Below are 23,187 nucleotides of genomic sequence, written 5' to 3'. Positions count from 1 at the left end.
GGGGAGTCAGGGCACGGTCAGGCGAACGGCCCGTCCGCGCTGAACGTGGCCCCCGTCAGGCGCTCATAACCCTCGATGTAGCGGCTGCGGGTCTTGTCCACCACGTCCTGAGGCAGGGGCGGAGTGGGGCCGTGACCGTCCCAACCGGATTCCTCCGAGGTCAACCAGTCCCGTACGAACTGCTTGTCAAAGGATGGTTGTGCCTGTCCCGGTTGCCAGGTTTCTGCAGCCCAGAACCGGCTGGAATCCGGGGTCAGCACCTCATCCCCCAGCGTGATCGCCCCGCGGTAGGAGTCCAGCCCGTACTCCAGCTTGGTGTCCGCCAAGATGATGCCGCGCTCCCGCGCGATCTGCTCGGCCCGCGAGTAGATCTGCAAGGACAACTCACGCAGGCGGTCAGAGACCGCCTTGCCCATCCCGTCCACCATTTCCTGGAACGTGATGGGTTCATCGTGCTCCCCCACTTCGGCCTTGCCGGTGGGGGTGAAGATGGGTTGCTCCAACCGGGAACCGTCCTGCAACCCGTCCGGTAGGGAGATCCCGCAGATCTGACCGGAGGCGCGGTAGTCCTTGAGCCCGGAACCGGTCAGGTATCCGCGCACAATGCCTTCCACGGGGAACATGGACAGGTTCTTGCAGATCATGGCCCGTCCCTGGACCTCTTCCGGAACACCTGTGCTCAGGACGTGATTGGGAACCTCGGAGAGTTGGTTGAACCACCAGAGGGACATCTGGGTCAGCACTATGCCTTTGTCCGGGATCTCCGTGGCCAGGACTTGGTCAAAGGCGGAAAGACGGTCCGTGGCCAACACCAGGACGCAACCGGCGCGGTATTCGGCGTTGTCGTCCACGGAGGTGCCCATGGCCACCATGCGGTCGTCCTCCGGAACGTAGAGTTCGCGGACCTTGCCGGAGTAGACGTGCTTCCACCCCTGAAGTTCAGGGGGCGCGGGGTGCCCGGTAAAGACCGGGTGTTCTGGGCGGCCGTCGGCAAGGACGGAGGTGGGTTTCTGGGTGCTCAAGTTCATCACTCCTGCCCAAGTTGTGCCACGGTGATTTCTCCGCGAGCAGCTTTCAACGCAATGTCCGTGCGGTGCTGGGATCCTTCCAGACCGATCTCCTGGATCCCGCGGTAGGCCCGTTCCCGTGCCTGGTTCAGGTTCTCCCCCAGTGCCACCACGGAGAGCACCCGCCCACCGTCGGCCACCACCTGGTGATCGTGGTTGAAGGCCGTGCCCGCGTGCAACACGGCCACGCCGTCCACTGCTGCGGCTGCCTCCAGTCCCGTGATCACGTCTCCCTTGCGGGAGGATTCGGGGTAACCCTCAGATGCGACGACGACGTTCACCGAGGCCTGCGGATTCCACTGCAACGGAACATGCCCGCTGGATCCCAGTTCTCCGTTGGCTGCATCCAACAGCACCTGCCCCAGCGGGGACTCCAACCGTGCCAGGACAGACTGGGTCTCCGGGTCTCCGAACCGGACGTTGAACTCGATGACCTTCACTCCCCGTGAGGTCACGGCCAATCCGCAGTAGAGCACCCCGTTGAACGGAGTGCCCCGACGTGCCATCTCCTGCACCACAGGGCGGGCCACCGTCTGGACCACCTGGTCCACAAACCCATCCGGCAACCAGTCCAGGGGCGTGTAGGCACCCATGCCACCGGTGTTGGGGCCCTGGTCCTCATCAAAAATGCGCTTGAAGTCCTGCGCCGGGGACAGTGGAACCACATCCGAACCGTCACACAGCACAAACAAGGAGACTTCTGGGCCGTCCAGGAATTCTTCGATCACCACGTGCCCACCAGCGGCAAAGCACGCTGCTGCATGGTCCATGGCCACCTGACGGTCAGAGGTGACCACCACTCCCTTGCCTGCCGCCAGGCCGTCGTCCTTGACCACGTGCGGGGCGCCGAACTCCTCCAGAGCGGAAGCGGCTTCCTGTGCTGTGAAGCAGGTGCGGGCAGCGGCGGTGGGAACCTGGGCTGCTGCCATGATCTCCTTGGCGAATGACTTGGAGCCCTCCAGGACGGCCGCCTGGGCGGACGGGCCGAACACCGGAAACCCGGCCTCTCGCAGGGCATCCGCCACCCCCGCCACCAGGGGTACCTCTGGTCCCACCACCACCAGGTCAGCGGCCAGTGAGCTGGCCAGCTCCACGGTGGCCTGAGGATCTGTGGTGTCCAGTGGGTGGACCGGAACGTCTTGAGCCATGCCGGCATTGCCTGGGGCTGCGTGAACCTCCTCCACACCGGGATCGCACAGCAGCGCACGGACAATGGCGTGTTCACGACCGCCGGGACCGATCACCAGAGTTTTCACACTCAACAGCCTAGTTGCCGCAGGCCCTCCCTGGGGTTGGGCAGACACGTGCTGGATACTGGTTGCATGACCACGCAGCACTTCCCCACTGATGCACCCTTGCCCGGACTCACAACGGATGGCGCCGTGGAATTGGCCCACCTTCAGCGCAGCGGACTGGTGGAGTCCCGTCACTTGGGTGCCGCCGTGGTCACGGGCCCGGATGGAATCCTGGCGACGCTGGGAGACGTCCAGGCCCCCATGTTCCCCCGGTCTGCTCTCAAGCCGTTCCAAACTGCTGTCTCCTTGAGCAACGGGGCGCCCATCCAGTGGGATCAGATTGCCGTGGCCTCCGGTTCACACCAGGCCACGGATGCACAGTTGGATTCCGTGCGCAGCATTCTGGCCAAGGTGGGATTGGATGAATCCGCCCTGTCCTGCCCCGCAGCCGACCGCCGCGGACGCCCGGCATCGACCGACGACGGCGGCTCCCCCCTCAACTACCCCTGCTCGGGCAAACATGCGGCGTTCCTGGCCGCCTGTGCGGAGAGTCAGTGGGACACGGCCACCTATTTGGACCCGGCCCACCCGCTGCAGCAGGCGGTGGTGGCCGCCGTCACCGAGTACGCCGGTGAAGAACCCGCCGTGGTGGGAACGGACGGTTGCGGGGCTCCACTTCCTGCGGTGTCCTTGGCCGCTCTGGGACGGATGTACTCAGCACTGGGGGCGGCCGCCTACAACATCCGGGCTGATTTCCGCCTGGCCACGGTGGCCACCGCCATGTTGGACTACCCCGAATACGTGCACGCCCCGGACCGCGCCAACACCGTGGTCATGGAGGACCTGGGGGTGCTGGCCAAGTTCGGTGCGGAAGGCGTGCTGTGCCTGGCCACCCAGTCCGGAATTTCCGTGGTCCTCAAGTCCCTGGACGGCAGCGGACGCACCAATCACCTGGTGTGCCTGGAACTGTTGATCGCCGCCGGCGCCGTGGAAGCCGGTGCGGCCCGTGCGGTTGCCGAGCGCTTCACTCCGTCTGTGACCGGCGGAGCACAGAGTGCAGGCAGATTTGCCCTCAGTACAGCCACCCTGCAGGCCATCGATGACCTGGCCGGAAAGACCGCCGTCTGATGGGCCGGCGTCGAGTGGACCCAGCGGACGGAACCTTGGCCCTGGCGTCATGGCGTCGCGCACAAGAAGGCGTGGTGGATGAGCAGCCCCGGGATCCTGCGGCTGCCCCACGCCAAGGGGTGGACCGCAAGACCCTGGCCACCGCTGTCCGGTTCAGCCTGGAAGAGCTGGGTGAGCGGGTTCCCGGCAACAGTGTTGAAGTGCGCGTTCCACCGTTTGGCGTGACCCAGTGCATCCCAGGTCCACGGCACACCCGCGGTACTCCACCCAACGTGGTGGAGACCGATGCCACCACGTGGCTGCAACTGGTCACGGGAGAACTGACATGGGACCAAGCACTGGCCACAGGTGCCGTCAACGCCTCCGGGACGCGGGCCGGACTGGAGCAGGTCCTTCCCTTGTTCTCCGGGCCCACCCGCACGCAGGCCTGAGGATTGCCACAAACCAGCTGAGAACTCCCTGCACAGGCGCTGGCGGGCCGGATCTGCGGCCCGTGAATCGCGTTAGGGTGGAAACCATGGTCCTAGCAAGCCACCCCGCCGACCCCAATCCGCAGCCACCAGCCACGCAGCAATCGCACCAGCACGGTGAGCAGCAACAGCAATACACGGAGGTCATGTCCTATCGCCGGGCACCCAAATTGCCGGTGTTCCTGATTCTTGGCGGGGCCCTGGGAGCAGTGGTGGGCATGCTGGTGGGAGTGCTGGGTTCAGGCAACGCCATGTTCACCACCGGCCAGGTGGTGGGCTACATGATCGCCATTTTCACGCTACTGGGCTTCTCCGTGGGCGCCGTCGTCGCCCTGATTCTCGATCGTGTGTCACTCAAGCGGGCCCAGGAAGTGCAAACTCGCGTGGAGGCACATGCCAGCGAACGCGTCGTGCGCCGCACGGCCGAGCATGCCCCTGGAAACAATCGTCACGCTCAGGTGCCCGATTCGGAATCTGGCGTGAAAGAATGAGCCCGTGGCGCGCCCTGATGGAAAGCTGAGCTTCGAAACCTTCCCTGGTGAGAAATCACCCCAGGACGAATGTGGTGTGTTCGGCGTGTGGGCGCCGGGTGAGGACGTGGCCAAACTGGCCTATTACGGCCTCTACGCGCTGCAGCACCGTGGACAGGAATCCGCGGGAATCGCTACCTCCACAGGCTCCCGGATCAACGTCTACAAGGACATGGGCCTGGTCTCCCAGGTTTTCGACGAATCCACGCTCAACACCCTGACCGGCCACATTGCCGTGGGACACTGCCGCTACTCCACCACGGGCGGTTCCAACTGGGCCAATGCCCAGCCCACCTTGGGAGCCACCCCGCACGGAACTGTTGCCCTGGCCCACAACGGGAATCTGACCAACTCTGCTGAGCTCTACGACTCCCTGATCGACAAATCGGGCTTCCCGTCCCGTGGTGAGATGGCCATGGGCAACACCACGGACACCGCTCTGGTCACCTCCCTTCTGGCAGAACACCCCCATGGGTCCCTGGAAGAAGCCGCCATGGCACTGCTTCCGCAGCTGGTGGGCTCTTTCTGCCTAACCTTCATGGATGAACACACCCTCTACGCGGCACGGGATCCCCAGGGAATCCGCCCCCTGGTGCTGGGACGCCTGGAACGCGGCTGGGTGGTGGCTTCTGAAACGGCTGCCCTGGACATCGTGGGCGCCTCCTTTGTTCGGGAGGTGGAGCCCGGTGAGTTCCTGGCCATTGACGAGGACGGGCTGCGGTCACAGCGCTTTGCGGAAACTCGCCGAGCCGCCTGCGTGTTCGAATACGTCTACCTGGCCCGCCCGGACACCTCCATCCACGGCCGCTCGGTCTATGAGTCCCGGGTCGAGATGGGCCGCCAGTTGGCCCGCGAGCACGCGGTGGAGGCCGATCTGGTCATGCCAACCCCCGAATCCGGGACACCGGCTGCCATCGGGTACGCGGAGGCCTCCGGGATCCCGTTCGGCAACGGTCTGGTCAAAAATGCCTACGTGGGCCGCACCTTCATCCAGCCTTCGGACACCATCCGCCAGCTGGGCATTCGACTCAAGCTGAATCCTCTGCAGTCCGTGGTGGCCCGCAAGCGCCTTGTGGTGGTGGATGACTCGATCGTGCGGGGCAATACCCAACGCGCCCTGGTCCGCATGCTGCGTGAAGCTGGGGCAGCGGAGATCCACGTGCGCATTTCCTCTCCGCCCATCAAGTGGCCGTGTTTCTACGGAATCGACTTTGCCTCCCGTGCCGAGTTGATTGCCAACGGCCTGGCCGTGGAGGACATCAGGGAATCCTTGGGTGCTGACTCACTGGGTTACATCTCCCAAGAGGGCATGGTGGAAGCCACCGAGCAAGAGCCCCATGAACTGTGCACGGCATGCTTCTCCGGTCGCTACCCCACGGAGCTTCCTGCCGCCGAAGACCTGGGCAAATCCGTGGTGGAGGCCCGCCGTAAACCACCCGTTCCCGCTTCGGATGCCCAACTTGCCGAACAGCCCAACCAGTGAGGAACCCTCGGTGACCGATTCCGCACCCTCTCAGCAGACCATCACCTACGCCCAGGCGGGGGTGGACGTCGAGGCCGGTGACCGCGCCGTCGAACTGATGAAGTCGGCGGTCAAGGCCACCCACACGGATCAGGTGATCGGCGGTGTGGGCGGTTTCGCCGGTCTCTTTGACGCCTCAGCCCTGGTGGGTTACCGCAAGCCCTATCTGGCCACCTCCACGGACGGCGTGGGAACCAAGGTGGCGATTGCCCAGGCCCTGGACATCCACGACACCATCGGTTGGGACCTGGTGGGCATGGTGGTGGACGACATCGTGGTGGTGGGCGCCAAGCCGCTGTTCATGACCGACTACATCGCCACCGGCAAGGTGGTCCCGGAGCGGGTGGCGGACATCGTTCGCGGCATCGCCAGTGCCTGCTCCGCTGCCGGCACTGCCCTGGTGGGTGGGGAAACCGCAGAACACCCGGGCCTGCTGCGCCCGGATGAGTACGACATCGCCGGGGCGGCCACCGGAGTGATCGAAGCCGACGAACTGCTGGGCCCGCAGCGGGTCAAGGCCGGAGACGTGCTGATCGGCATGGCCTCCTCCGGTCTGCACTCCAACGGGTATTCCCTGGTGCGCCGTGTGGTCAGTGTGGCCGGTTGGTCCCTGGACCACGACGTCCCTGAGCTGGGCCGCACCCTGGGTGAAGAACTTCTGGAACCCACCCGGGTCTACGCGGCCGACGTCCTGGATCTTGCCCAGACTTTCCCCGTCAATGACTCCTCCGGGGCAACAGGTGCCGGTGTCCGGGCCTTCACTCACGTGACCGGCGGCGGCCTGGCAGCCAACCTGGCGCGTGTGCTGCCCACAGGTCTGACGGCCACGGTGGACCGTGCCACATGGTCTCTGCCCCCGGTCTTCCAACTGGTCTCCACCCTGGGCAACGTCCCCCTGGCCGACCTGGAACGCACGTTGAACCTGGGGGTTGGCATGATCGCGGTGGTGGACCCCTCCGTGGCGGAGGCCGCCGTCAAGCACCTGGAAGCACGCGGGGTCCCATCGTGGATCTTGGGCACCGTGGAGACCACGGATGCCGCAGGCGTGGGGGATGGCCCCGATTGGGTCCAAGGTGCCAAGGGCGTGGACGGTGGAGTGGTTCACATGGTGGGTGACTACGCATCGTGAGCCGCTGAAACGTACCTGCACCTGGCCTGATCATCGCGGCACGCGCCGGATGTGCAGGGGCCGGCATGCAGAAGGGGCCGGATCCGTGATGGATCCGGCCCCTTCGTGTCAGAGCGACTCAACGGTAGTCGTCGTCGGAGTCGTACCCCGAGTCCTCCGAGTAGTCATCACCCTCGGCGAAGTCATCCTGGTAGGGAGCCACGGCAGGTCCGCTGTTGCCGGACTGCCGTAATTCCCGCTGCAGGGCGGAGTAATCGGTCTGCGGGCTGAAGTACTTCATCTCCCGCGCCTGTCGCGTTGCCTTCGCCTTTTGACGGCCGCGCCCCATGAGCGTGACCCCCTCTGTCTCTCGGTCCCGGTCGGCGGTACGTTTGGTACACGATACGGCCCCGGTGTGTTGTCAGTCTGTGTCGTGGCCCCAGCGTACACGCTCACGCGGCGCGGCTCGACTCCCGTGGCTTTCGCAATCCACGACACCCAGGGCGCCGAGCCGCCCCTGCTTCAGTCCTCCTGGGAGGTCTCACCTGAAGGACTGCCGGGTGCATCGCCGGCTGTCACCAGCAGTCCGTCAGCGGCAACGTCCGGGTTGACGTCCACCCGCACGGTGTCCCCGTCCACGATGGCCCCGGAGAGAATCCCCTTGGCCAGCTTGTCGCCAATCTCACGCTGCACCAGCCGACGCAGCGGCCGGGCACCGTAAGCGGGGTCGTAACCGGCCAGACCCAGCCACTCGGTGGCTGCGGGGTTGACGTCCAGCTGAAGACGCCGCTGGGCCAACCGTTGCCCCAGGTGACGGACCTGGATGTCCACAATCTTGGACAGGTCCTCCGTGCTCAAGGGGTCGAACATGATGACTTCATCCAACCGGTTCAGGAACTCCGGCTTGAAGGACACGTTCACCACATTCATGACCGCTTCCTTCTTGGCATCCTCATCCATGCTCTGGTCCACCAGGAACTGGCTGCCCAGATTGGAGGTCAGGATCAGGATGGTGTTGCGGAAGTCCACGGTGCGCCCCTGCCCATCGGTCAGCCGGCCGTCGTCGAGCACCTGCAGCAAGATGTCGAAGACCTCCGGGTGTGCCTTCTCCACCTCATCCAGCAACACCACGGAGTACGGACGACGCCGCACGGCCTCCGTGAGCTGGCCACCTTCCTCGTAACCCACATAACCGGGAGGGGCTCCCACCAGGCGCGCCACGGAGTGCTTCTCCGCGTACTCGGACATGTCGATGCGGATCAGCGCACGTTCGTCGTCGAACTGGAATTCCGCCAGGGACTTTGCCAACTCGGTCTTGCCCACGCCCGTGGGTCCCAGGAACAGGAAAGAGCCGATGGGACGGTCCGGATCTGCTATCCCTGCCCGGGAGCGCCGAACGGCGTCCGCCACGGCCACCACGGCCTGCGTCTGGCCGATCAACCGCTGGCCCAGGCGCTGCTCCATGTGCAGCAGTTTTTCCGTCTCACCTTGCAGCATGCGCCCGGCGGGAATCCCGGTCCAGGCAGAGATGACCTCTGCGACGTCGTCCGCGGTGACCTCCTCGGAGACCATGGACTCATGGTCAGCCTCCTCCGCGTTTTCCTGCTCCTGAGCCAGATCCAGCTCCTTCTGCAGAGCCGGGATCTCCCCGTAGAGCAGACGGGAGGCCTCCCCCAGATCCCCGCCGCGCTGGGCACGTTCGGCCTGAGAGCGCAGTTCGTCGATCTTGGCCTTGAGATCCCCCACCCGGTTCAGACCGGCCTTCTCCTGTTCCCACCGCGCGTTGAGGGCGTCAAGGTCAGCTTGCTTGTCCGCCTTGTCCTTGCGCAGTGCTTCCAGGCGCTCCACCGATGCTGGATCGGTTTCGTCCTTCAGTGCCAGTTCCTCCATGGTCAGCCGGTCCACCTGGCGGCGCCGCTGGTCGATCTCCTCAGGGGCGGAGTCGATCTCCATCCGCAGACGGGAGGCGGCCTCATCCACCAGGTCGATGGCCTTGTCCGGCAACTGGCGGCCCGGGATGAACCGGTTGGACAGCGAGGCCGCGGCCACCAGAGCGGAATCGGCGATCTGGACCTTGTGGTGGGCCTCGTAACGTTCCTTGAGCCCGCGCAGGATGGCAATGGTGTCCTCCACGGAAGGCTCACCCACGTAGACCTGCTGGAAACGGCGTTCCAGGGCTGCGTCCTTCTCGATGTTCTCCCGGTACTCATCCAGCGTGGTGGCACCGATCAGACGCAGCTCGCCGCGGGCCAGCATGGGCTTGAGCATGTTGCCGGCATCCATGGAACCGTCCGAGGAGCCACCGGCCCCCACAACGGTGTGCAGCTCGTCAATGAAGGTCACCACTTGGCCTTCCGAGCCCTTGATCTCATCCAGGACGGCCTTGAGGCGTTCCTCGAACTCACCGCGGTACTTGGCCCCGGCCACCATGGACCCCAGGTCCAGGGAGATCAGAGTCTTGCCGCGCAGGGTCTCCGGGACATCCCCCTCCACCATGCGCTGCGCCAGACCTTCCACGACGGCGGTTTTGCCCACCCCCGGTTCACCGATCAGCACCGGGTTGTTCTTGGTCCGGCGCGAGAGCACCTGAACCACTCGGCGGATCTCCGAATCGCGGCCGATCACCGGATCCAACTTGCCTTCACGGGCAATGGCGGTCAGATCCGTGCCGTACTTCTCCAGTGCCTGGAAAGTTCCTTCCGGGTCCGGACTGGTCACCCGGCGGTCTCCACGCACGGCCGGGATGGTGTCCCGAATGACCTGCTCCGTGGCACCGGCTTCCATCAGCACACGGGAGGCGGGGCTGTCCACCTGGGCCAGACCCATCAGGAGGTGTTCGGTGGAGACGTATTCATCCCCCAGGCCCTGGGCGAACTTCTCCGCAGCCTGGATCACCTGCAGCGTGCCGCGGTTGAACTGTGCCTGCGCCGTGGTGGACCCCGATGCCGACGGCAGTGCCGCAACGGCATGGGCTGCCTTGGTGGCCAGCCCGGCCACATTCACACCGGCAGCTTGCAGGACGGCGTCCGCAACGCCGTCGCGTTGGTCCACCAGCGCCTTGAGCAGGTGGACGGGTTCAATGTGCGGATTGCCCGCCGTGGATGCCTCAGTGGCAGCAGCGCTGACGGCCTCCTGCGAGCGCGTGGTGAGTTTGGTGTCCATGTCACTCCTTGACTGTTGTGGGCCCCAGGTGCTGAGGCCGTGAGGTTCATACTTGAGTCTACCTGTATCAACTTTCTTTCGCTAGATGCACTGAGCTTTCCGATGGTGGATCCTCACGAGCTCGGTGCCGTCTGACCCCGAACCTAAACTCGATGACCATGACCTCCCCCACTGATCCCCGCCCATACAGTGAGCAAGCCAGCCAGCCCACGTCTGCAGCACCCAGAACCACGGTCCGGGCAGCCACGGAGGCGGACATTGAAGCGGCTGCACAGATTCTGTTGGATGCCTTTGCGCAGGACCCCTGGACCCTGGGGCACATCCCAGCTGCAGCCATCGGCTCACCCGAGGCAGCGCAATACCAACAGCGAGCACTGCGCGAACATGGTTTGGCCCACCAGAACATCGACGTCGTCGTAGTGACCACCGGCTTGGGCACCGGGGACGACGACGGCCGAATTGTGGGTGTGGCCCAATGGAGTCCGCCACTGGCGCCTGAGCAGTCGCAGGAGCTGGAGGAGCTGTTTGTCAGCACCCACCAGCTGGATGCCGAACAGGTTGCAGCAGATCACGAACTCGTGGTGGCCGCCCGCCCGCCCGAACCGCATTGGCATCTGGAGATGTTGGCCGTCAGCCCTGCGGCACAAGGTCTGGGCGCCGGGACACAACTGCTGCGCCACGGATTGCAACGCGCCGCAGGCACATCGGTGGCCCTGGAATCAACCACTCCGGCTAGTCGCCGCCTCTACGAACGCCACGGATTCACCCTGCACCAGGAGGTGGTGGATTCCCGGGCAGTCACGCAGTACGCCATGTGGCTGCGCGCCTGATGGCCCCTGAGCTCACCGGCCTTGAACCCTGACGGTTCTCAGCGGAAACGTCGCCTCCCGAGCCAGGCCAACCGGGCGTACTGGACTCCGGTGATGATGTGCAGGAAGGCACCGACCTCCACGCACAGCACCCCGATGGTGCTCAACACCGGCTGGGCAAAGGCCGGGCCGGCCAGCACGGCCACCACACCCACCATGGTCAGGGCGGTGCGGAACTTGCCGATCCAGTTGACCCGCATGGCCTGGTGCGCGTCCATCAGGAGGATGAAGAAGAGCAGGAACAGGTCCACGGTGGCGATGATGACGATGGCCCACCACGGCAGCAGCCCCTCCCAGGCCAGGGCGATGACCACCAGCCCCAGTCCCAGGCGGTCGGCCAAGGGGTCGAACTTGGCGCCGATCGCGCTGTATTGATCCAGCAGCCTGGCCAGGAATCCGTCCACCCAGTCCGTCAAGCTGAACACGGCCACCAACGTCAGGGGCAGCCAGGGGCGTTCGTCGATGTAGAAGATGGAGATCACCGCTGGGATGATCAGCAGGAACCGCAGCAGCGTGAACAGATTGGGAATGGTCCAGACACCGGCGTCCCGGTGCTTGACGGGTTCGGCGCTCGGCGGTGGCGGCACCAGTCCGTCCCGCAGAGCCTTGCGGATGCCATTCACCGGGGATCTCCGTACTCGCGGGCAAAGTCAGCTGGGTCCTGGAAGGAGTTGACCCACTGCTGCCGCAGGCGGTCTTCCTCCTCAGGGTCCAGTTCCACAACGTCTCCGCGCAAACGAGCCTTGGTGGAACGTACATCCAACGCGGCACTGACCACCGAGCCTGCCGCTGCTGCAAAGGTCAGCACACCCAGCGTGTTGGCGAATCCTGCGCTCAGTCCCACGGAATCGGGTCCGGCCGCAGCCGTGAACAGGGACTGCCCCCGCCCGTCAATCAGATCGGGCAGGAAGAAGCCGAGCACCACCGCACCCACCCAGGCGCACACGATCAGCACGGTGGTCACCGGGCGAGCGTATGCGGGACGGTGGTAGGCCCGCTCGGCAAGGACCAATGCCCCGGAGATCCACAGCAGAACACCCAAAGGTGCGGCAAGCACTCCGAGCCAGATCAGCGCCCTGCCCCCCGGGCCACCCAGCGGTACGGATGCCAGCACCAGCCACGCAGCCAACACCAGCGGCATGACCGGGGCCAACACTGGGACAACTTTTTGAACCACCGTTCCACGGCGATCCGTGAACACCACTGAAGAACTTTGCGTGGACTCACGGCCTCCGGCGTGCTCAGCGGGGGTTGATTCGACCGGGGACTCGGTGGGCATGGTTCAAGTCTACGAACCTGGAGCCCGTGCGCCGATTGCAGCGTCACATCGGCAGCACCGCCGGCCATCCCGACCGGCCGGCACCTGCCTCACTCCACGCAACATATGCTATTTTTCTAATATGTCATGTGGGGAAGCATCACGTCGTAGCGCGCCGGCCGTGCATTCAGCCACGGACCACAGCCATGGAGACAGGCACGGGCATTCGCATGACGTGGCGCGCTCCTCCCGCACCCGCCTGGGCATCGCTTTTGCCATCACCACCACAGTGCTGCTGGCCCAAGTGGTGGGCGCGGTCCTGACCGGCTCCCTGGCACTGCTGGTGGACTCCGCGCACATGGCCGTGGACTCAATCGGTCTGCTCATGGCCCTGACGGCCTCCATCCTGATCACCCGCCCACGCTCGGCCCGCCGCAGCTGGGGGTGGCTGCGCGCCGAGATCATCGCCGCAGGCGTCCAGGCCACCGTTCTGATGGCAGTGGGCATCTACGCACTGGCGGAGGGTGTCCAGCGCCTGCTCAACCCCACCCCGGCAAATGAGTTCAACGTGGTGCTGCTGGGCGTGATCGGCGCGGTGGGATTGCTGGCCAACATCGCCTCCCTGCTGGTGCTCACCACCGCCCGGGAAGCTTCTCTGAACATGAAAGCCGCGTTCCTGGAGGTCCTCAATGACGCCCTGGGATCCGTGGCTGTGATCATTGCCGCCGTGGCGATCGCCTGGACCGGCTGGACCGGGGCCGACGCCGTGGCCGGCATGGCCATTGCTCTTCTGATCATTCCCCGCGCCACCCGCATCCTGCGGGAATCAGGGTCAGTGCTCATGGAATCGGCTCCGCGCGGTTTGGATCTGGATCAGGTTGCGGCCCACCTGGAAACAGTCCCCCGCGTGCTGGCCGTGCATGATCTCCACGCCTCCGTGGTGGCCACCGGGGTTCCCGTACTGACAGCCCACGTGGTGATTGAGGACAGCGCGTTTCACGACGGCGGTGCGCCGCGCATCCTGGATGCCCTGCAGGCCTGTGCAGCACAGCACTTCCCCGTGGCGGTGGAACACGCCACCTTCCAGCTGGAGCCATCAGCCCACGTGGACCACGAAGTGTTGGGACACGGCCCGCTGACCCACCGGGCGTCGTCGTGAATTGGACTGGGGCTCATCCGTGAAGCCAGCCGCTGCAACGAATACTGAAAGGCACCATCGGGGCCGATAGGGTGGAGGCCATGTCGCCGCGCACTTTTCCCCAGGCAGTCCTTTTCGATCACGACGGCACGCTCGTGGACACCGAACCCATCTGGGGACGGGCCAAAGCGCGGTTCGCCGCAGAGAACGGTGGCACCTGGGACGAGGCCGACACCCTGGCCACCATCGGCCTTCCCGCCCGCGTGACCGTGGACCGGTTGCGCGCCAACGGGGTCACCGAACTCGACGACGACGCCCTGATCACCGGGCTGCTCAAGGTTTCCGAGGAAGAAGTCCGGGCCACCCCGCTTGAACTGATTGCCGGTATGCCCGAGCTGCTGCAGGAGATCGCAGACGCGGGACTGCCCACCGCGATCGTGACCAATGCTGCTCGTGAGATGGGTGAACACACGGCCACGTTGGCCCCGGAGGGGCTGTTCGACGTCGTGATCGGCAATGAAGAAGCCGAAGGCGGAGTGGCACCCAAGCCCTCCCCTGAGGGGTACCTGGAAGCGGCCCGCAGACTGCGCGTTGACCCCACCGAATGTGTGGTGCTGGAGGACTCCCCGTCCGGTGTGGCTGCGGCTCAGGCCGCCGGCATGACCGTTGTGGTGCTGCCCGGGGCTGTTGCCGTGGATGCAGACCAGGGCACCGTGCACGTCAACGACCACCGTCAGGTGACGCTGTCCCTGCTGCAGTGGTTGGACCCGCAGCGCTCCTCCTGGCCCAAGGCCGTGCTGCTGGACCACGACGGAACCGCGGTCAACACCGAACCCGAATGGGCCACAGCCAAGCGAGCCGTGGCCACCGAATTCGGGCAGGACTGGACCACCGAGGACGATCACGCGGGGTTGGGTCAGACCGTGCAGTTCTCCGCTCAGATGATGGTGGACCGCGGCGCCGAGGGCGGCGTCCAGGAGATCACCGAGCGGATCGGGGCGCATGTGGTGGACTCCATCCGCGACGACGTCCCCTTGATCCCCGGCATCCCCGAACTGCTGGAGGAACTGCGCCACGAACGCATCCCGGCAGCCCTGGTCACCAACGCCCTGGCCTCGGTGGTCACCACCACGGCAGCCGCCCTGACGGAGAACATTCGTGCCGTAGTCTCCCGTGAGGACGTGGAGAACCCCAAGCCCGCCGCAGAGCCGTACCAGATGGCGGCCGAGCGCCTGATGTGCGCAGCCGAGGACTGCATTGCGCTGGAGGACTCCCAGGCCGGCGCCCAGTCAGCTGTTGCAGCCGGAATGCCCGTGATCCTTGTTCCGGGCGACAAGCCCGTGGAACCGGAACCGGGATTCGTGCCGGTCGAGGCTCACACGGAGGTCACCCTGGAACGCATCCGTCAGATCGGCCCCCTGATCCCGGACCTGCCGCGGGCTGACGGCCCGCCGGAGCAGAAATTGGAATACGGGGCCACCCGGCGTCCAGCCGGGGAGATCCTGACCGTCAACTGGCCGTGAGCGGCTGACCACTGGAGCTCCGGTCCGCACGGGCTGCTGAGCGGCCTCACTGCCCCGCCGTCAGCTCCCGTACCGTGCGCCCCAGCGCTTCCTCCCACGGAGTTGGCGACCACCCGAACTCCACCTGGGCCGCTGTGGAGTCCAACATCCACGGTGATTCGAACTGGTGCCGGGTTTCATCAAGAGCGCGCACCAGCGGGTGAATCCGAGCCGCTGCCATGATCGCTCGCGGCACCCGCCGCACCACACCGGCCCGCTCACCCATCAATCGCGCGGTGTCCTGGGCAACCGCCCGCATGGCGCGCGGAGCCGAGGTGGGAACGTGCCATGCCCGCCCCCAGCGGTGGCCACCGGTGTCGGACTCCACCAGGTCCGCCACAAGTCGGGCGATGTCCGGCAGGTAGGTCCAGGAGTGCTCAGCATCCAGGTCTCCCACCGGAACCCAGGCGGTCGTGCCACGCAGAACCGGACGAATCACGTAGTCCATGAGCAGGCTGACCCCCGGCCTGGCTGCTGCCCCGAAGTAGTCGGAGGCCCGTACCTCCACAGCGGGCGCGCCCCCAGCGCGGTGATCTCTCAACGCGTCAACCCACATTCGGGCGCGAACCCGCCCCTTGACCCCGTAGGGGTCCATCTGCCGGGTTTCCGCAATCGACCCGCTCACGGATCCGTAACCGTAGAGGTTGCCCACCATCAGGTGCCCGGCGCCCAACGTGGCACATGCATCGGCAATTCCTTGGGCCATGGGCGGCCAGTCCCGCTCCCATCGGGTGTAGGAGACCGGATTCACCGCATTCACGACGACGTCGCACAGGCCCATGTCACGTTTCAACGCGCGGGCGAGTTCGTGACCGTTGCGGGCATCAACCGCCCAGGCCCCCCATTGATCGGGGGATGCCTGATGACCGGAACGACTGATCATGGTGACCCTGTGTCCACGGCGTACCAGCTCCGCAGCGGTCAGACGGCCTATGGCCCCAGCCCCAACCACTCCTACGTATTTCATGGCCGCCCCCTAAAGCGTGATCGCTGTTCTCGAATAGTGCACGGGGTTGGCGCCAAAATCAAGAACACTGTTCGCATTTTGTGTGGTTGCTGGACAGCGGTTTTATTCTCGTGGGGTGAACACCCGGACGCCGAGCGGAAAACGCGCGCAGAACCGAGCTGAAATCCACGCTCGACTGATGGCCACCGCTCGGTCCCACCTGGCCGAACATGGCGCCGCCGCGTTGTCGCTGCGCGCCATGGCCCGTGACATGAACATGGCCCCCTCCGCACTGTTCCGCTACACCGCCAACCGTGATGAACTCTTGACCGCCTTGATCGTCGAATCCTTCAATGAACTGGGGGATGCCGTGGAAGCAGCCGAGGCAGAAGCACAGCGATTGGATCACCACGCGCGCTGGCAAGCGATGACCTCCGCCTTTCGCCACTGGGCCGTGACCCACCCCCACGACTACGCGCTCCTGTACGGTTCACCGGTGCCCGATTATCGCGCACCCGGTGAGGTCACCAATCACGCCGGCACCCGAGTCCTTGCGTTGGTTGCGGGCCTTGTCAGAGACGTGCAGGGCGATGCGTCGTCCGCAATCAGAGCTCACGCTACCAACCCGCGATCCAGCACCTCAGACCTGGCTCCCGCGGCTGTCCGGGGCCTACTGGATGACCCCCTGGTGGCGGGTCTCCCCGCCGAGTCCGTAGCCCGCGCCGTAGCGGCATGGAACCTGGTCCTGGGTTCTCTGTCCTCGGAGATCTTCAACCAACTGGGGCCTGAATTCGGTGACCCACAGGCGCGTTTCACCTTCATGTGCGACCGCGCCTTTGAGCTCCTGGATCCCTCTACAGGTCCCTAGCCGACACCGTGTGACCTAGCCCCGCCGTCGTCGTCGTGCCTCACAACGACTTGATCGAACATTGCAATGAGTGGTCCAAGATCCTGGTGCTCGGCCGCAGCGCGTGATGCAGAATCGTTGGCTGCACCAGTCACCGCGCGCCAATTCAACTGCCAGCCGGCGTCGCGAGCGATCCACCCCCAAAACCAGCGATGAGTTCGACCGTTGCCATCGCGAAAGGGGTGGATGTAGTTGAACTGGTCGTAATGATGCGCCAGGCGGGCGACGAAAGTTGGGCGACCCATGCCTCTGAGGTAGTCATCTGCCCGCAGATGCTCAGCTGCGATACCGGCCACCTGCTGAATCATCTGGACAGGCACAAAGAAGTCCGCGCCCTGGAGGTTTTTGCGAATGTCAACTGTGCGCAATCCCCCTGCCCAGGCGTAGATAGGTGAGAACAAGAAACGATGAATCGCTCGCAACTCAGACAGGTCACCGGTCGGTTCCGGCGGATCCTGGTTCAACCGGAGTGTACGGACGGGCACAAGGTCACCTTCAACCGCGTCCAGGTCAGCTTGAAAGCGGGCGTCAACCAGGTTCTTCAGCACCCCGGTGGATGGATCCACGTAAGGGTCGACGAATTCAACCAATCCCGTACCGGCGCCGGACCCGGGCCTCGAGCTCTGTCAAGCTGATCTCACCAGCAACATACTGTCCTGTATCAGCCCGAGTCTCACTGGTGGTTTGCAAACCTTCCATCTCACCAGAGTGGATGGCTTCCGCCACTTCCCGCTCACGGCGGGTGATCTCGACACTGGCGGTGGTGGACACGGCAGCCTCCTTCACATGTCAGACAGGTACCGCTGAGTCTACTGACTGAAACTTCAGCCGACCCCAGGCCAGCATTGTCGATTGGTTGGGTGACCACGGGTTCGTCGTCGTGGTGCCTGCTCAGGGCAGCGAAAAGCCCGCCCTCCGATTCTCCCCAAGTGGAATCGGAAGGCGGGCTTTCAGTCCCCACCGGATTGCTCAGCCCCCCACGAACTCCGCGATTCCCCACGGTCAGGCGGGTCAAAGCGCCACAGAGTGGGAAATCAAAAAAGCTGAGGGAGCTCGGTCGCCCGGTGGGATTTCGACGGCGCGCCCGGTGAGCGTGAGGCTCAGCGGCCGGAAGGGGCGCCGGTGGCAGCACCGGCACGGCGGTTACGACGTCGTGCCGCGGCCTGCGTGGAACGGTCTACCGCGGAGGCGCCTGCGGAATGCAGGTTCACAGCCGAGGCTGCGGAATAGGAACGCCGCGCCCCGGAGCCTGCAGCAGCAGACCGTGACTGCTGATCGTTGCGGCCCTGGCCACGATTACGGCCCTGGTTCTGATCGCGATTCTGATCCCGTCCGCGACCCTCACCACGGCGACCGTTCTGGCCCCCGCGTCCGTGCTGGCCACCCTGACGGGAACCATCGGAGGATGCACGACCGCCCTGGCCACGCCCGCCGGAGCGTTCGGAACGGTCAGACCGCTGAGACTGTCGGCCCGCGTTCTTTCCTCCGCCGCCACCCTTGGTGGAACTCTTGCCGGAACCGTTGGACCCGCCGCGGCCCGATCCCCCGGTGTCCTTGGCCGGAGGTGCGTAGGCAACGCGCTCGGCGCGTTCCCCCACCAGCTCCGCCACCACGGGCGAACCGGGGTTGATCTGGGAGATCTCAGCGGTCACGCCGGCCTGCTTCATGAGCTTCTGGACGTCACGCTGCTCCTCCGTGGTGGAGATGGTGATGACCTGACCCTCAGCACCGGCCCGGGCGGTACGGCCCGAGCGGTGCAGGTAGGACTTGTGCTCGGCGGGGGGATCGATGTGGACCACCAGTTCGACGTCGTCCACGTGCACGCCGCGGGCGGCGACGTCGGTGGCCACCAGAACCCGAACCTCACCGGTGGAGAAGGCCTCCAGGTTTCGGTCACGGGCGTTCTGGGACAGGTTGCCGTGCAGGTCCACGGCGGGCAGCCCGGCCTGGGAGAGCTTCTTGGCCATCTTCTTGGCCCGGTACTTGGTACGGGTGAACATCACGCGGCGCCCGGTGCCGGAGGCCAGGGTTTCGATCAGCTGCTGTTTTTCCTTCGCGTCCACCACCAGCACGTGGTGCTCCATGGTGGAAACGGTGGCCTTGGGCTCGTCCACAGAGTGGGTCACGGGGTTGTCCAAGAACTTCTTGACCAACACGTCCACACCGCCATCGAGCGTTGCGGAGAACAGCAGACGCTGGCCCTCGCGGGGGGTGCGCTGCAGGATGCGGGTGACAACGGGCAAAAAGCCCATGTCAGCCATGTGGTCGGCTTCATCAATCACGGTCACGCGAACGTCGTCCAGGGTCAGGACCCCCTGCTTGAGCAGGTCCTCCAGGCGACCCGGGCAGGCCACCACGATGTCCACACCGGCAGCCAGGGCACGCTCCTGGTGCTTCTGGGACACACCGCCGTAGATCACGGTGGTGTTCAGCCCGGCGGCCTTGGCCAGCGGTGCCACGGTGCGGTCGATCTGGGTGGCCAGTTCGCGGGTTGGTGCCAGCACCAGTCCGGTGGGGCGGTTGGGGCGTCGGCTGGCCTTGGAGGCACCTTGTGTCAGACCCGCAAGGCGGGCCACCAGCGGCAGGGAGAATGCGACGGTCTTGCCGGAGCCGGTGCGGCCGCGGCCCAGGACGTCACGCCCGGACAGCGAATCCGGGAGGGTCTTGGATTGGATGGGGAAAGCGTCCGTGATTCCCTGCTGGGAGAGGACACGGGAGAGGGCCTCGGGCACGCCGAGGTCAACAAAGGTAGTCAAGAGGAAGTTCGCACTTTCGATCGGATGTCCCGGCGGCATGTGTGCCTGCCGGGTGCGCCGATCCGATTCCGGTGGACCCTGCGGTTCCCGAGGGTCGTGGCTGGTCTCAGCCGGGCCGAATGAGACGGCCCAAGGAATGTTCGACGCGCTGCCTGCCCATCCCCTGTGTTCAACAGAGTTCACGACGACGCTTTGAGCCCCGCATCCTGCGGGGCGGGTCGCGTGGGGGCAGTGCCATGTGCAACCCGTGAAGACTACACGAGTGCGGATGAGCCCAACCATGACGTGCAGCACTCATCGGAGAAAGGCGGCTTATCAACTGGTAGCGTGAGAGGAAATTGGGCGGATCACGCCCTCCCCCAAACGTGAAAGGACATCAGCATGCGTTTGTCCAACGCAATCCTGCGCGGCGTCTCCGGCGCCTACCTGCTCCAGTCCGGCCTGGGCAAGAAGGACGCCCCGGTGGAGGTCTACGAGCACCTTCAGGGCATGGCCGCCACCGGCATCCCCCAGTTCAAGGAGTGGGACGCCAAGGCCTTTGGTCAGTTCCTCTGGATCTCTGAGGCTGCCATCGGTGGCCTGCTGTTGACCCCGTTCGTCTCCAAGCGCCTGGCCGGAATCGCCCTGACCGCGTTCTCCGCCGGCATGTTGACCATGTACTTCAACAACGACGAAATGACCCAGGAAGACGGCATCCGCCCGTCCCAGGAGGGGACCCCGCTGTCCAAGGACGCGTGGCTGACAGCCATCGGCCTGGCTCTGGTGCTGCAGTCCAAGAAGTGATCCCGCTCAGGGCAGTCTGAGGCCCGAGCTCGTGATCGCACTGAGCGGTGGTGGGTTGCGCTGAAACCAGTCTTTCAGCGCAACCCACCACCGCTCAGTGCATGCTCGGCCTCAACCGTCGAGGCTCAGACGCCTCCGCAGCAAGAGGTCAGACGGTCTCCACCTGAATGCTGTACGTGATTCGGTGAGTCTCCCCGGGGGCCACGGTCACAAAGTCGTCCAGGGCATTGGCGCCTTCAATGCAGAGCATCTGCGTCCACTCCTCGTCCGCAAAATCCCCCATCTCCTTGGCCTTCTCCGTCCATGGATTCCAGACCACCGTGTTGGCAGCACCAGTCATGGTGATGTGCAGCTTGCGCCCCAGCAGAGGATCGTTGACCACCAGAGGCTCACCGCTGCGGTAGACACGATCAGTCTCCCCGGTGAACGTCACAGGGCCCTCCTGGCGCACGGACTCCTGGCCGGTGACCTTGTCCACGTAGTCCACCCCGTCCAAGCCGTCCACACTCACGGAGCGGAGATCACCCACGGCCAGGTAGGTGTGGAGAGCTTCTTCGATCTCCAACGGCTCAGACCCGGTGTTGGTCGTTGCCAATTCCAACGTCAGAGTGGAGCCCACCGTGACGGTGTACTCACACGCGAACGGATACGGAAACGCCTGGCGGGCCTCATCGGAGAAATCATCCTGGGACAGCGCGAACACCGCCACGGCGTCGTCGCAAGAAACCAGACGCCACGGCGTGGTGCGGGCATACCCGTGGGCGGGGGTGCGGTCACCGTTGCGGCCGGGGCCGAACCAGGGGAAGCAGATGGGCACACCGCCGCGGATGGCCTTGCCCTCCACAAAATTCGCCTGACGTGACACGAACAGGACCGGATCCTGCCGCGACGGCGTCCAGGAAGCCACATGAGCGCCCTGGTGGTACACGGTGGCGATCCCGGAATCATTGGCCAGGGCAAGGGGCTGTTGCAGTGCAGTCATGCCCCCAGGGTATGGCAACGCCCCCGGCAACCTGAGCGGTCACCGGGGGCGTTACGTGGGAGGAAGCAGCTCAGCGGCCGATGACCTCATAGGTGTCGATACCGCCGTCGCGACCCCGCATGAACAAGTCCACCTCGGACTTGCCGGCACGCAGCTTGGGATCGTTCTTGAGGTAATGCTTGGTCTCGCGCACGATCAGCCCGGACATGATCAGCAGACCCAGCAGGTTGGGCAGTGCCATCAGGCCGTTCATCACGTCAGCAAAGTTCCACACGGCGGCCAGCGGGATAGTGGCGCCGATGAACACCACAATGGAGAACACCACGCGGTACGGCATCACACCCCCGCGGCCCACCAGACGCTCCATGCAGCGCTCACCGTAGTAAGCCCAGCCCAGGATGGTGGAGTAAGCGAACATCACCAGGCCGAGAGTCACAATGATGTGCCCCCAGGCACCGGGCAGACCGTGGGTGAAGGCTTCACCGGTCATGGTGGCCGCAAAGTCACTGCCCTGCTCCCACACACCGGTGGTGATGATCACCAGACCGGTGCAGGAGACCACGATGATGGTGTCGATGAAGGTCTGCGTCATGGACACCAAACCCTGACGCACGGGGTGGGTGGTCTGGGCGGAGGCTGCGGCGATGGCCGCAGAACCCATGCCGGACTCGTTGGAGAAGATGCCGCGGGCAACACCCATCTGGATGGCCAAGATGATGGCGGAGCCTGCAAATCCGCCCACGGCAGCGGTGCCGGTGAAGGCATCGGTGAAGATCAAGGCGATGGCTGCGGGGATGTCCCCCACGTTGACCAGCAGGATGAACAGGGCGCCCAGCACGTAGAAGACGATCATGACGGGCACGAACGCAGCAGTCACGCGGCCGATGGACTTGATGCCACCCACCAGAACCACCATGGTCATAATGGCCAGCACCAGACCGGTGATCCAGGTGGGGATGCCAAAGGATTCGGAGACGTTGCCGGAGATGGAGTTGCCCTGGGTCATATTGCCGATGCCGAAGGAGGCCAGCACGGCGGCCACGGCAAAGAACAGGGCCAGGAACTTGCCGAATCCGCCGCGGATGCCGCGCTGCAGGTAGTACTGCGGACCACCGGAGATTTCACCCTTGGCATCCGTGGTGCGGTAGCGCACACCCAGGAAAGCTTCCGAGTACTTGGAGGCCATGCCCAAGATGCCGGTCACCCACATCCAGAACAGCGCACCGGGGCCACCGATGGAGATGGCAGTGGCCACACCCACGATGTTGCCGGTACCCACCGTGGCAGCCAGGGCCGTGGTGAGGGCCTGGAACTGGGAGACGTCACCACCGGGTGCGTCAGCGTCCTTGCGCTCGAACAGTGCTAGCCGCAGGGCGGGGCCGAGCTTGAGGATCTGTATGAAACCGAGCCGGATGCTCAAGTAGAGACCCGTGACCAGCAGCAGCGGGATCAGGAGGAACGGACCCCAGATGATGCCCGCTGCGGAGCCGAAGCATTCCGCGATGTCCGTTTGTCCGGGGGTGAAGCAATAGGTGCCGATTCCGGAGAACTGACCCAACAGATTCTGAATCAGATCATTCACTGTTCAGTTCCTCTCAGGGGTCGCTTCACACAGGTGAGGAAGGTGGAGGGTGGACGAACGGCGACCCCGCCGTATGGCGCTCGTCACTCGCGTATCTAACCACACACACCGTTGCCGCCTTGTTACTTGCGCCGCAATTGCCACCGGCTGCCTCATCCTCCGGCCGTTCGACGACGACGACT

Annotated in this window: 22 protein-coding genes; 10 read left to right on the top strand and 12 right to left on the bottom strand. The window is 65.0% G+C overall.

What is annotated here, in order from left to right; translation table 11 throughout:
- Positions 1 to 17 precede the first annotated feature (17 nt).
- On the bottom strand, positions 18 to 1,022 hold the full coding sequence (locus GTW58_RS01360; protein WP_052209481.1) for a phosphoribosylaminoimidazolesuccinocarboxamide synthase: 1,005 nt from the start codon (positions 1,020 to 1,022) through the stop codon (positions 18 to 20).
- 5 nt (positions 1,023 to 1,027) lie between these two features.
- Positions 1,028 to 2,332 carry a phosphoribosylamine--glycine ligase gene (gene purD, locus GTW58_RS01355; protein ID WP_119933189.1) on the bottom strand — a complete coding sequence of 435 codons (1,305 nt, stop codon included), beginning with the start codon at positions 2,330 to 2,332 and terminating at the stop codon, positions 1,028 to 1,030.
- 57 nt (positions 2,333 to 2,389) lie between these two features.
- Between purD and GTW58_RS01350 the strand changes: the two genes are divergently transcribed.
- The 5 genes from GTW58_RS01350 to purM all read left to right on the top strand — a co-directional run bounded on the left by GTW58_RS01350 (position 2,390) and on the right by purM (position 7,081).
- Positions 2,390 to 3,430 carry an asparaginase gene (locus GTW58_RS01350; protein ID WP_119933161.1) on the top strand — a complete coding sequence of 347 codons (1,041 nt, stop codon included), beginning with the start codon at positions 2,390 to 2,392 and terminating at the stop codon, positions 3,428 to 3,430.
- Positions 3,430 to 3,861 (top strand): sterol carrier family protein, encoded by a 432-nt coding sequence (locus GTW58_RS01345; RefSeq protein ID WP_047689663.1) that lies wholly within the window; start codon positions 3,430 to 3,432, stop codon positions 3,859 to 3,861. Before GTW58_RS01350 ends, GTW58_RS01345 begins: the two co-directional genes overlap by 1 nt.
- An 86-nt stretch (positions 3,862 to 3,947) precedes the next feature.
- A complete protein-coding gene (locus GTW58_RS01340) occupies positions 3,948 to 4,391 on the top strand; it encodes a hypothetical protein (RefSeq protein ID WP_157980503.1) in 444 nt (147 codons plus the stop codon).
- Between the two features lie 4 nt (positions 4,392 to 4,395).
- Complete coding sequence (gene purF, locus GTW58_RS01335) at positions 4,396 to 5,913, top strand: amidophosphoribosyltransferase (protein WP_119933159.1); 1,518 nt, start codon at positions 4,396 to 4,398, stop codon at positions 5,911 to 5,913.
- Positions 5,882 to 7,081 carry a phosphoribosylformylglycinamidine cyclo-ligase gene (gene purM, locus GTW58_RS01330; protein ID WP_052209475.1) on the top strand — a complete coding sequence of 400 codons (1,200 nt, stop codon included), beginning with the start codon at positions 5,882 to 5,884 and terminating at the stop codon, positions 7,079 to 7,081. The genes purF and purM overlap by 32 nt, the downstream gene beginning before the upstream one ends.
- Positions 7,082 to 7,199: 118 nt before the next feature.
- On the opposite strand, the gene GTW58_RS01325 is transcribed toward purM, so the two are convergent.
- Together GTW58_RS01325 and clpB are read right to left on the bottom strand one after the other, a co-directional pair.
- On the bottom strand, positions 7,200 to 7,409 hold the full coding sequence (locus GTW58_RS01325) for a DUF3073 domain-containing protein (protein ID WP_047689669.1): 210 nt from the start codon (positions 7,407 to 7,409) through the stop codon (positions 7,200 to 7,202).
- A gap of 173 nt (positions 7,410 to 7,582) precedes the next feature.
- Positions 7,583 to 10,222 (bottom strand): ATP-dependent chaperone ClpB, encoded by a 2,640-nt coding sequence (gene clpB / locus GTW58_RS01320; protein WP_119933158.1) that lies wholly within the window; start codon positions 10,220 to 10,222, stop codon positions 7,583 to 7,585.
- Positions 10,223 to 10,380: 158 nt separating this feature from the next.
- Here clpB and GTW58_RS01315 point away from each other — a divergent pair, with 158 nt between their 5' ends.
- On the top strand, positions 10,381 to 11,052 hold the full coding sequence (locus GTW58_RS01315; protein ID WP_157980502.1) for a GNAT family N-acetyltransferase: 672 nt from the start codon (positions 10,381 to 10,383) through the stop codon (positions 11,050 to 11,052).
- Positions 11,053 to 11,090: 38 nt separating this feature from the next.
- Here GTW58_RS01315 and GTW58_RS01310 read toward each other — a convergent pair whose 3' ends face one another.
- Both GTW58_RS01310 and GTW58_RS01305 read right to left on the bottom strand, forming a co-directional pair.
- A complete protein-coding gene (locus tag GTW58_RS01310; RefSeq protein ID WP_052209477.1) occupies positions 11,091 to 11,714 on the bottom strand; it encodes a CDP-alcohol phosphatidyltransferase family protein in 624 nt (207 codons plus the stop codon).
- Entirely contained in the window at positions 11,711 to 12,370 is a 660-nt protein-coding gene (locus GTW58_RS01305) for a hypothetical protein (RefSeq protein ID WP_052209478.1), read from the bottom strand. The genes GTW58_RS01310 and GTW58_RS01305 overlap by 4 nt, the downstream gene beginning before the upstream one ends.
- 214 nt (positions 12,371 to 12,584) lie before the next feature.
- Here GTW58_RS01305 and GTW58_RS01300 point away from each other — a divergent pair, with 214 nt between their 5' ends.
- Positions 12,585 to 13,508 (top strand): cation diffusion facilitator family transporter, encoded by a 924-nt coding sequence (locus GTW58_RS01300; RefSeq protein WP_342453285.1) that lies wholly within the window; start codon positions 12,585 to 12,587, stop codon positions 13,506 to 13,508.
- Between the two features lie 80 nt (positions 13,509 to 13,588).
- Positions 13,589 to 15,010, top strand: coding sequence for an HAD family hydrolase (locus GTW58_RS14470; protein WP_232818057.1), 1,422 nt, complete (start codon positions 13,589 to 13,591; stop codon positions 15,008 to 15,010).
- Between the two features lie 46 nt (positions 15,011 to 15,056).
- On the opposite strand, the gene GTW58_RS01290 is transcribed toward GTW58_RS14470, so the two are convergent.
- Positions 15,057 to 16,016, bottom strand: a complete 960-nt coding sequence (locus GTW58_RS01290) for an NAD-dependent epimerase/dehydratase family protein (protein ID WP_119933156.1) — start codon at positions 16,014 to 16,016, stop codon at positions 15,057 to 15,059.
- 178 nt (positions 16,017 to 16,194) lie between these two features.
- Between GTW58_RS01290 and GTW58_RS01285 the strand changes: the two genes are divergently transcribed.
- Entirely contained in the window at positions 16,195 to 16,863 is a 669-nt protein-coding gene (locus GTW58_RS01285; protein ID WP_119933155.1) for a TetR/AcrR family transcriptional regulator, read from the top strand.
- Here GTW58_RS01285 and GTW58_RS01280 read toward each other — a convergent pair.
- From GTW58_RS01280 to GTW58_RS01270, 3 genes are all read right to left on the bottom strand, one after another.
- Positions 16,860 to 17,450, bottom strand: coding sequence for a Fic/DOC family protein (locus GTW58_RS01280; RefSeq protein ID WP_342453284.1), 591 nt, complete (start codon positions 17,448 to 17,450; stop codon positions 16,860 to 16,862). The genes GTW58_RS01285 and GTW58_RS01280 overlap by 4 nt on opposite strands.
- A 34-nt stretch (positions 17,451 to 17,484) precedes the next feature.
- The gene (locus GTW58_RS01275; RefSeq protein ID WP_047689681.1) at positions 17,485 to 17,673 is read right to left on the bottom strand and encodes an antitoxin VbhA family protein; all 189 of its coding nucleotides are present in this window, start codon (positions 17,671 to 17,673) and stop codon (positions 17,485 to 17,487) included.
- Between the two features lie 329 nt (positions 17,674 to 18,002).
- Positions 18,003 to 19,658 carry a DEAD/DEAH box helicase gene (locus GTW58_RS01270; protein ID WP_232818056.1) on the bottom strand — a complete coding sequence of 552 codons (1,656 nt, stop codon included), beginning with the start codon at positions 19,656 to 19,658 and terminating at the stop codon, positions 18,003 to 18,005.
- Positions 19,659 to 20,039: 381 nt separating this feature from the next.
- On the opposite strand from GTW58_RS01270, the gene GTW58_RS01265 reads away from it, so the two are divergent.
- Positions 20,040 to 20,441 (top strand): hypothetical protein, encoded by a 402-nt coding sequence (locus GTW58_RS01265; protein ID WP_047689686.1) that lies wholly within the window; start codon positions 20,040 to 20,042, stop codon positions 20,439 to 20,441.
- A gap of 148 nt (positions 20,442 to 20,589) precedes the next feature.
- Here GTW58_RS01265 and GTW58_RS01260 read toward each other — a convergent pair whose 3' ends face one another.
- Positions 20,590 to 21,423: a D-hexose-6-phosphate mutarotase gene (locus tag GTW58_RS01260; protein WP_052209426.1), complete on the bottom strand. Its 834-nt coding sequence runs from the start codon at positions 21,421 to 21,423 to the stop codon at positions 20,590 to 20,592.
- A gap of 70 nt (positions 21,424 to 21,493) precedes the next feature.
- Positions 21,494 to 22,927 (bottom strand): alanine/glycine:cation symporter family protein, encoded by a 1,434-nt coding sequence (locus GTW58_RS01255; RefSeq protein WP_232817926.1) that lies wholly within the window; start codon positions 22,925 to 22,927, stop codon positions 21,494 to 21,496.
- Between the last annotated feature and the right edge of the window lie 260 nt (positions 22,928 to 23,187).

Source organism: Kocuria subflava (assembly GCF_012163155.1).
GTDB classification, from domain to species: domain Bacteria; phylum Actinomycetota; class Actinomycetes; order Actinomycetales; family Micrococcaceae; genus Kocuria; species Kocuria subflava.
Note: the sequence above shows the minus strand (reverse complement) of the source record. Positions and strands in the feature narration are given on the sequence as shown.

What these genes read in the sequence shown, in the direction of transcription:
- GTW58_RS01350 (WP_119933161.1), top strand. Translation starts at nt 2,390, where the DNA reads ATGACCACGCAGCACTTCCCCACTGATGCACCCTTGCCCGGACTCACA.
- GTW58_RS01345 (WP_047689663.1), top strand. Translation starts at nt 3,430, where the DNA reads ATGGGCCGGCGTCGAGTGGACCCAGCGGACGGAACCTTGGCCCTGGCG.
- GTW58_RS01340 (WP_157980503.1), top strand. Translation starts at nt 3,948, where the DNA reads ATGGTCCTAGCAAGCCACCCCGCCGACCCCAATCCGCAGCCACCAGCC.
- purM (WP_052209475.1), top strand. Translation starts at nt 5,882, where the DNA reads ATGCCCAACTTGCCGAACAGCCCAACCAGTGAGGAACCCTCGGTGACC.
- GTW58_RS01325 (WP_047689669.1), bottom strand. Translation starts at nt 7,409, where the DNA reads ATGGGGCGCGGCCGTCAAAAGGCGAAGGCAACGCGACAGGCGCGGGAG.
- clpB (WP_119933158.1), bottom strand. Translation starts at nt 10,222, where the DNA reads ATGGACACCAAACTCACCACGCGCTCGCAGGAGGCCGTCAGCGCTGCT.
- GTW58_RS01315 (WP_157980502.1), top strand. Translation starts at nt 10,381, where the DNA reads ATGACCTCCCCCACTGATCCCCGCCCATACAGTGAGCAAGCCAGCCAG.
- GTW58_RS01305 (WP_052209478.1), bottom strand. Translation starts at nt 12,370, where the DNA reads ATGCCCACCGAGTCCCCGGTCGAATCAACCCCCGCTGAGCACGCCGGA.
- GTW58_RS14470 (WP_232818057.1), top strand. Translation starts at nt 13,589, where the DNA reads ATGTCGCCGCGCACTTTTCCCCAGGCAGTCCTTTTCGATCACGACGGC.
- GTW58_RS01290 (WP_119933156.1), bottom strand. Translation starts at nt 16,016, where the DNA reads ATGAAATACGTAGGAGTGGTTGGGGCTGGGGCCATAGGCCGTCTGACC.
- GTW58_RS01285 (WP_119933155.1), top strand. Translation starts at nt 16,195, where the DNA reads ATGGCCACCGCTCGGTCCCACCTGGCCGAACATGGCGCCGCCGCGTTG.
- GTW58_RS01265 (WP_047689686.1), top strand. Translation starts at nt 20,040, where the DNA reads ATGCGTTTGTCCAACGCAATCCTGCGCGGCGTCTCCGGCGCCTACCTG.
- GTW58_RS01260 (WP_052209426.1), bottom strand. Translation starts at nt 21,423, where the DNA reads ATGACTGCACTGCAACAGCCCCTTGCCCTGGCCAATGATTCCGGGATC.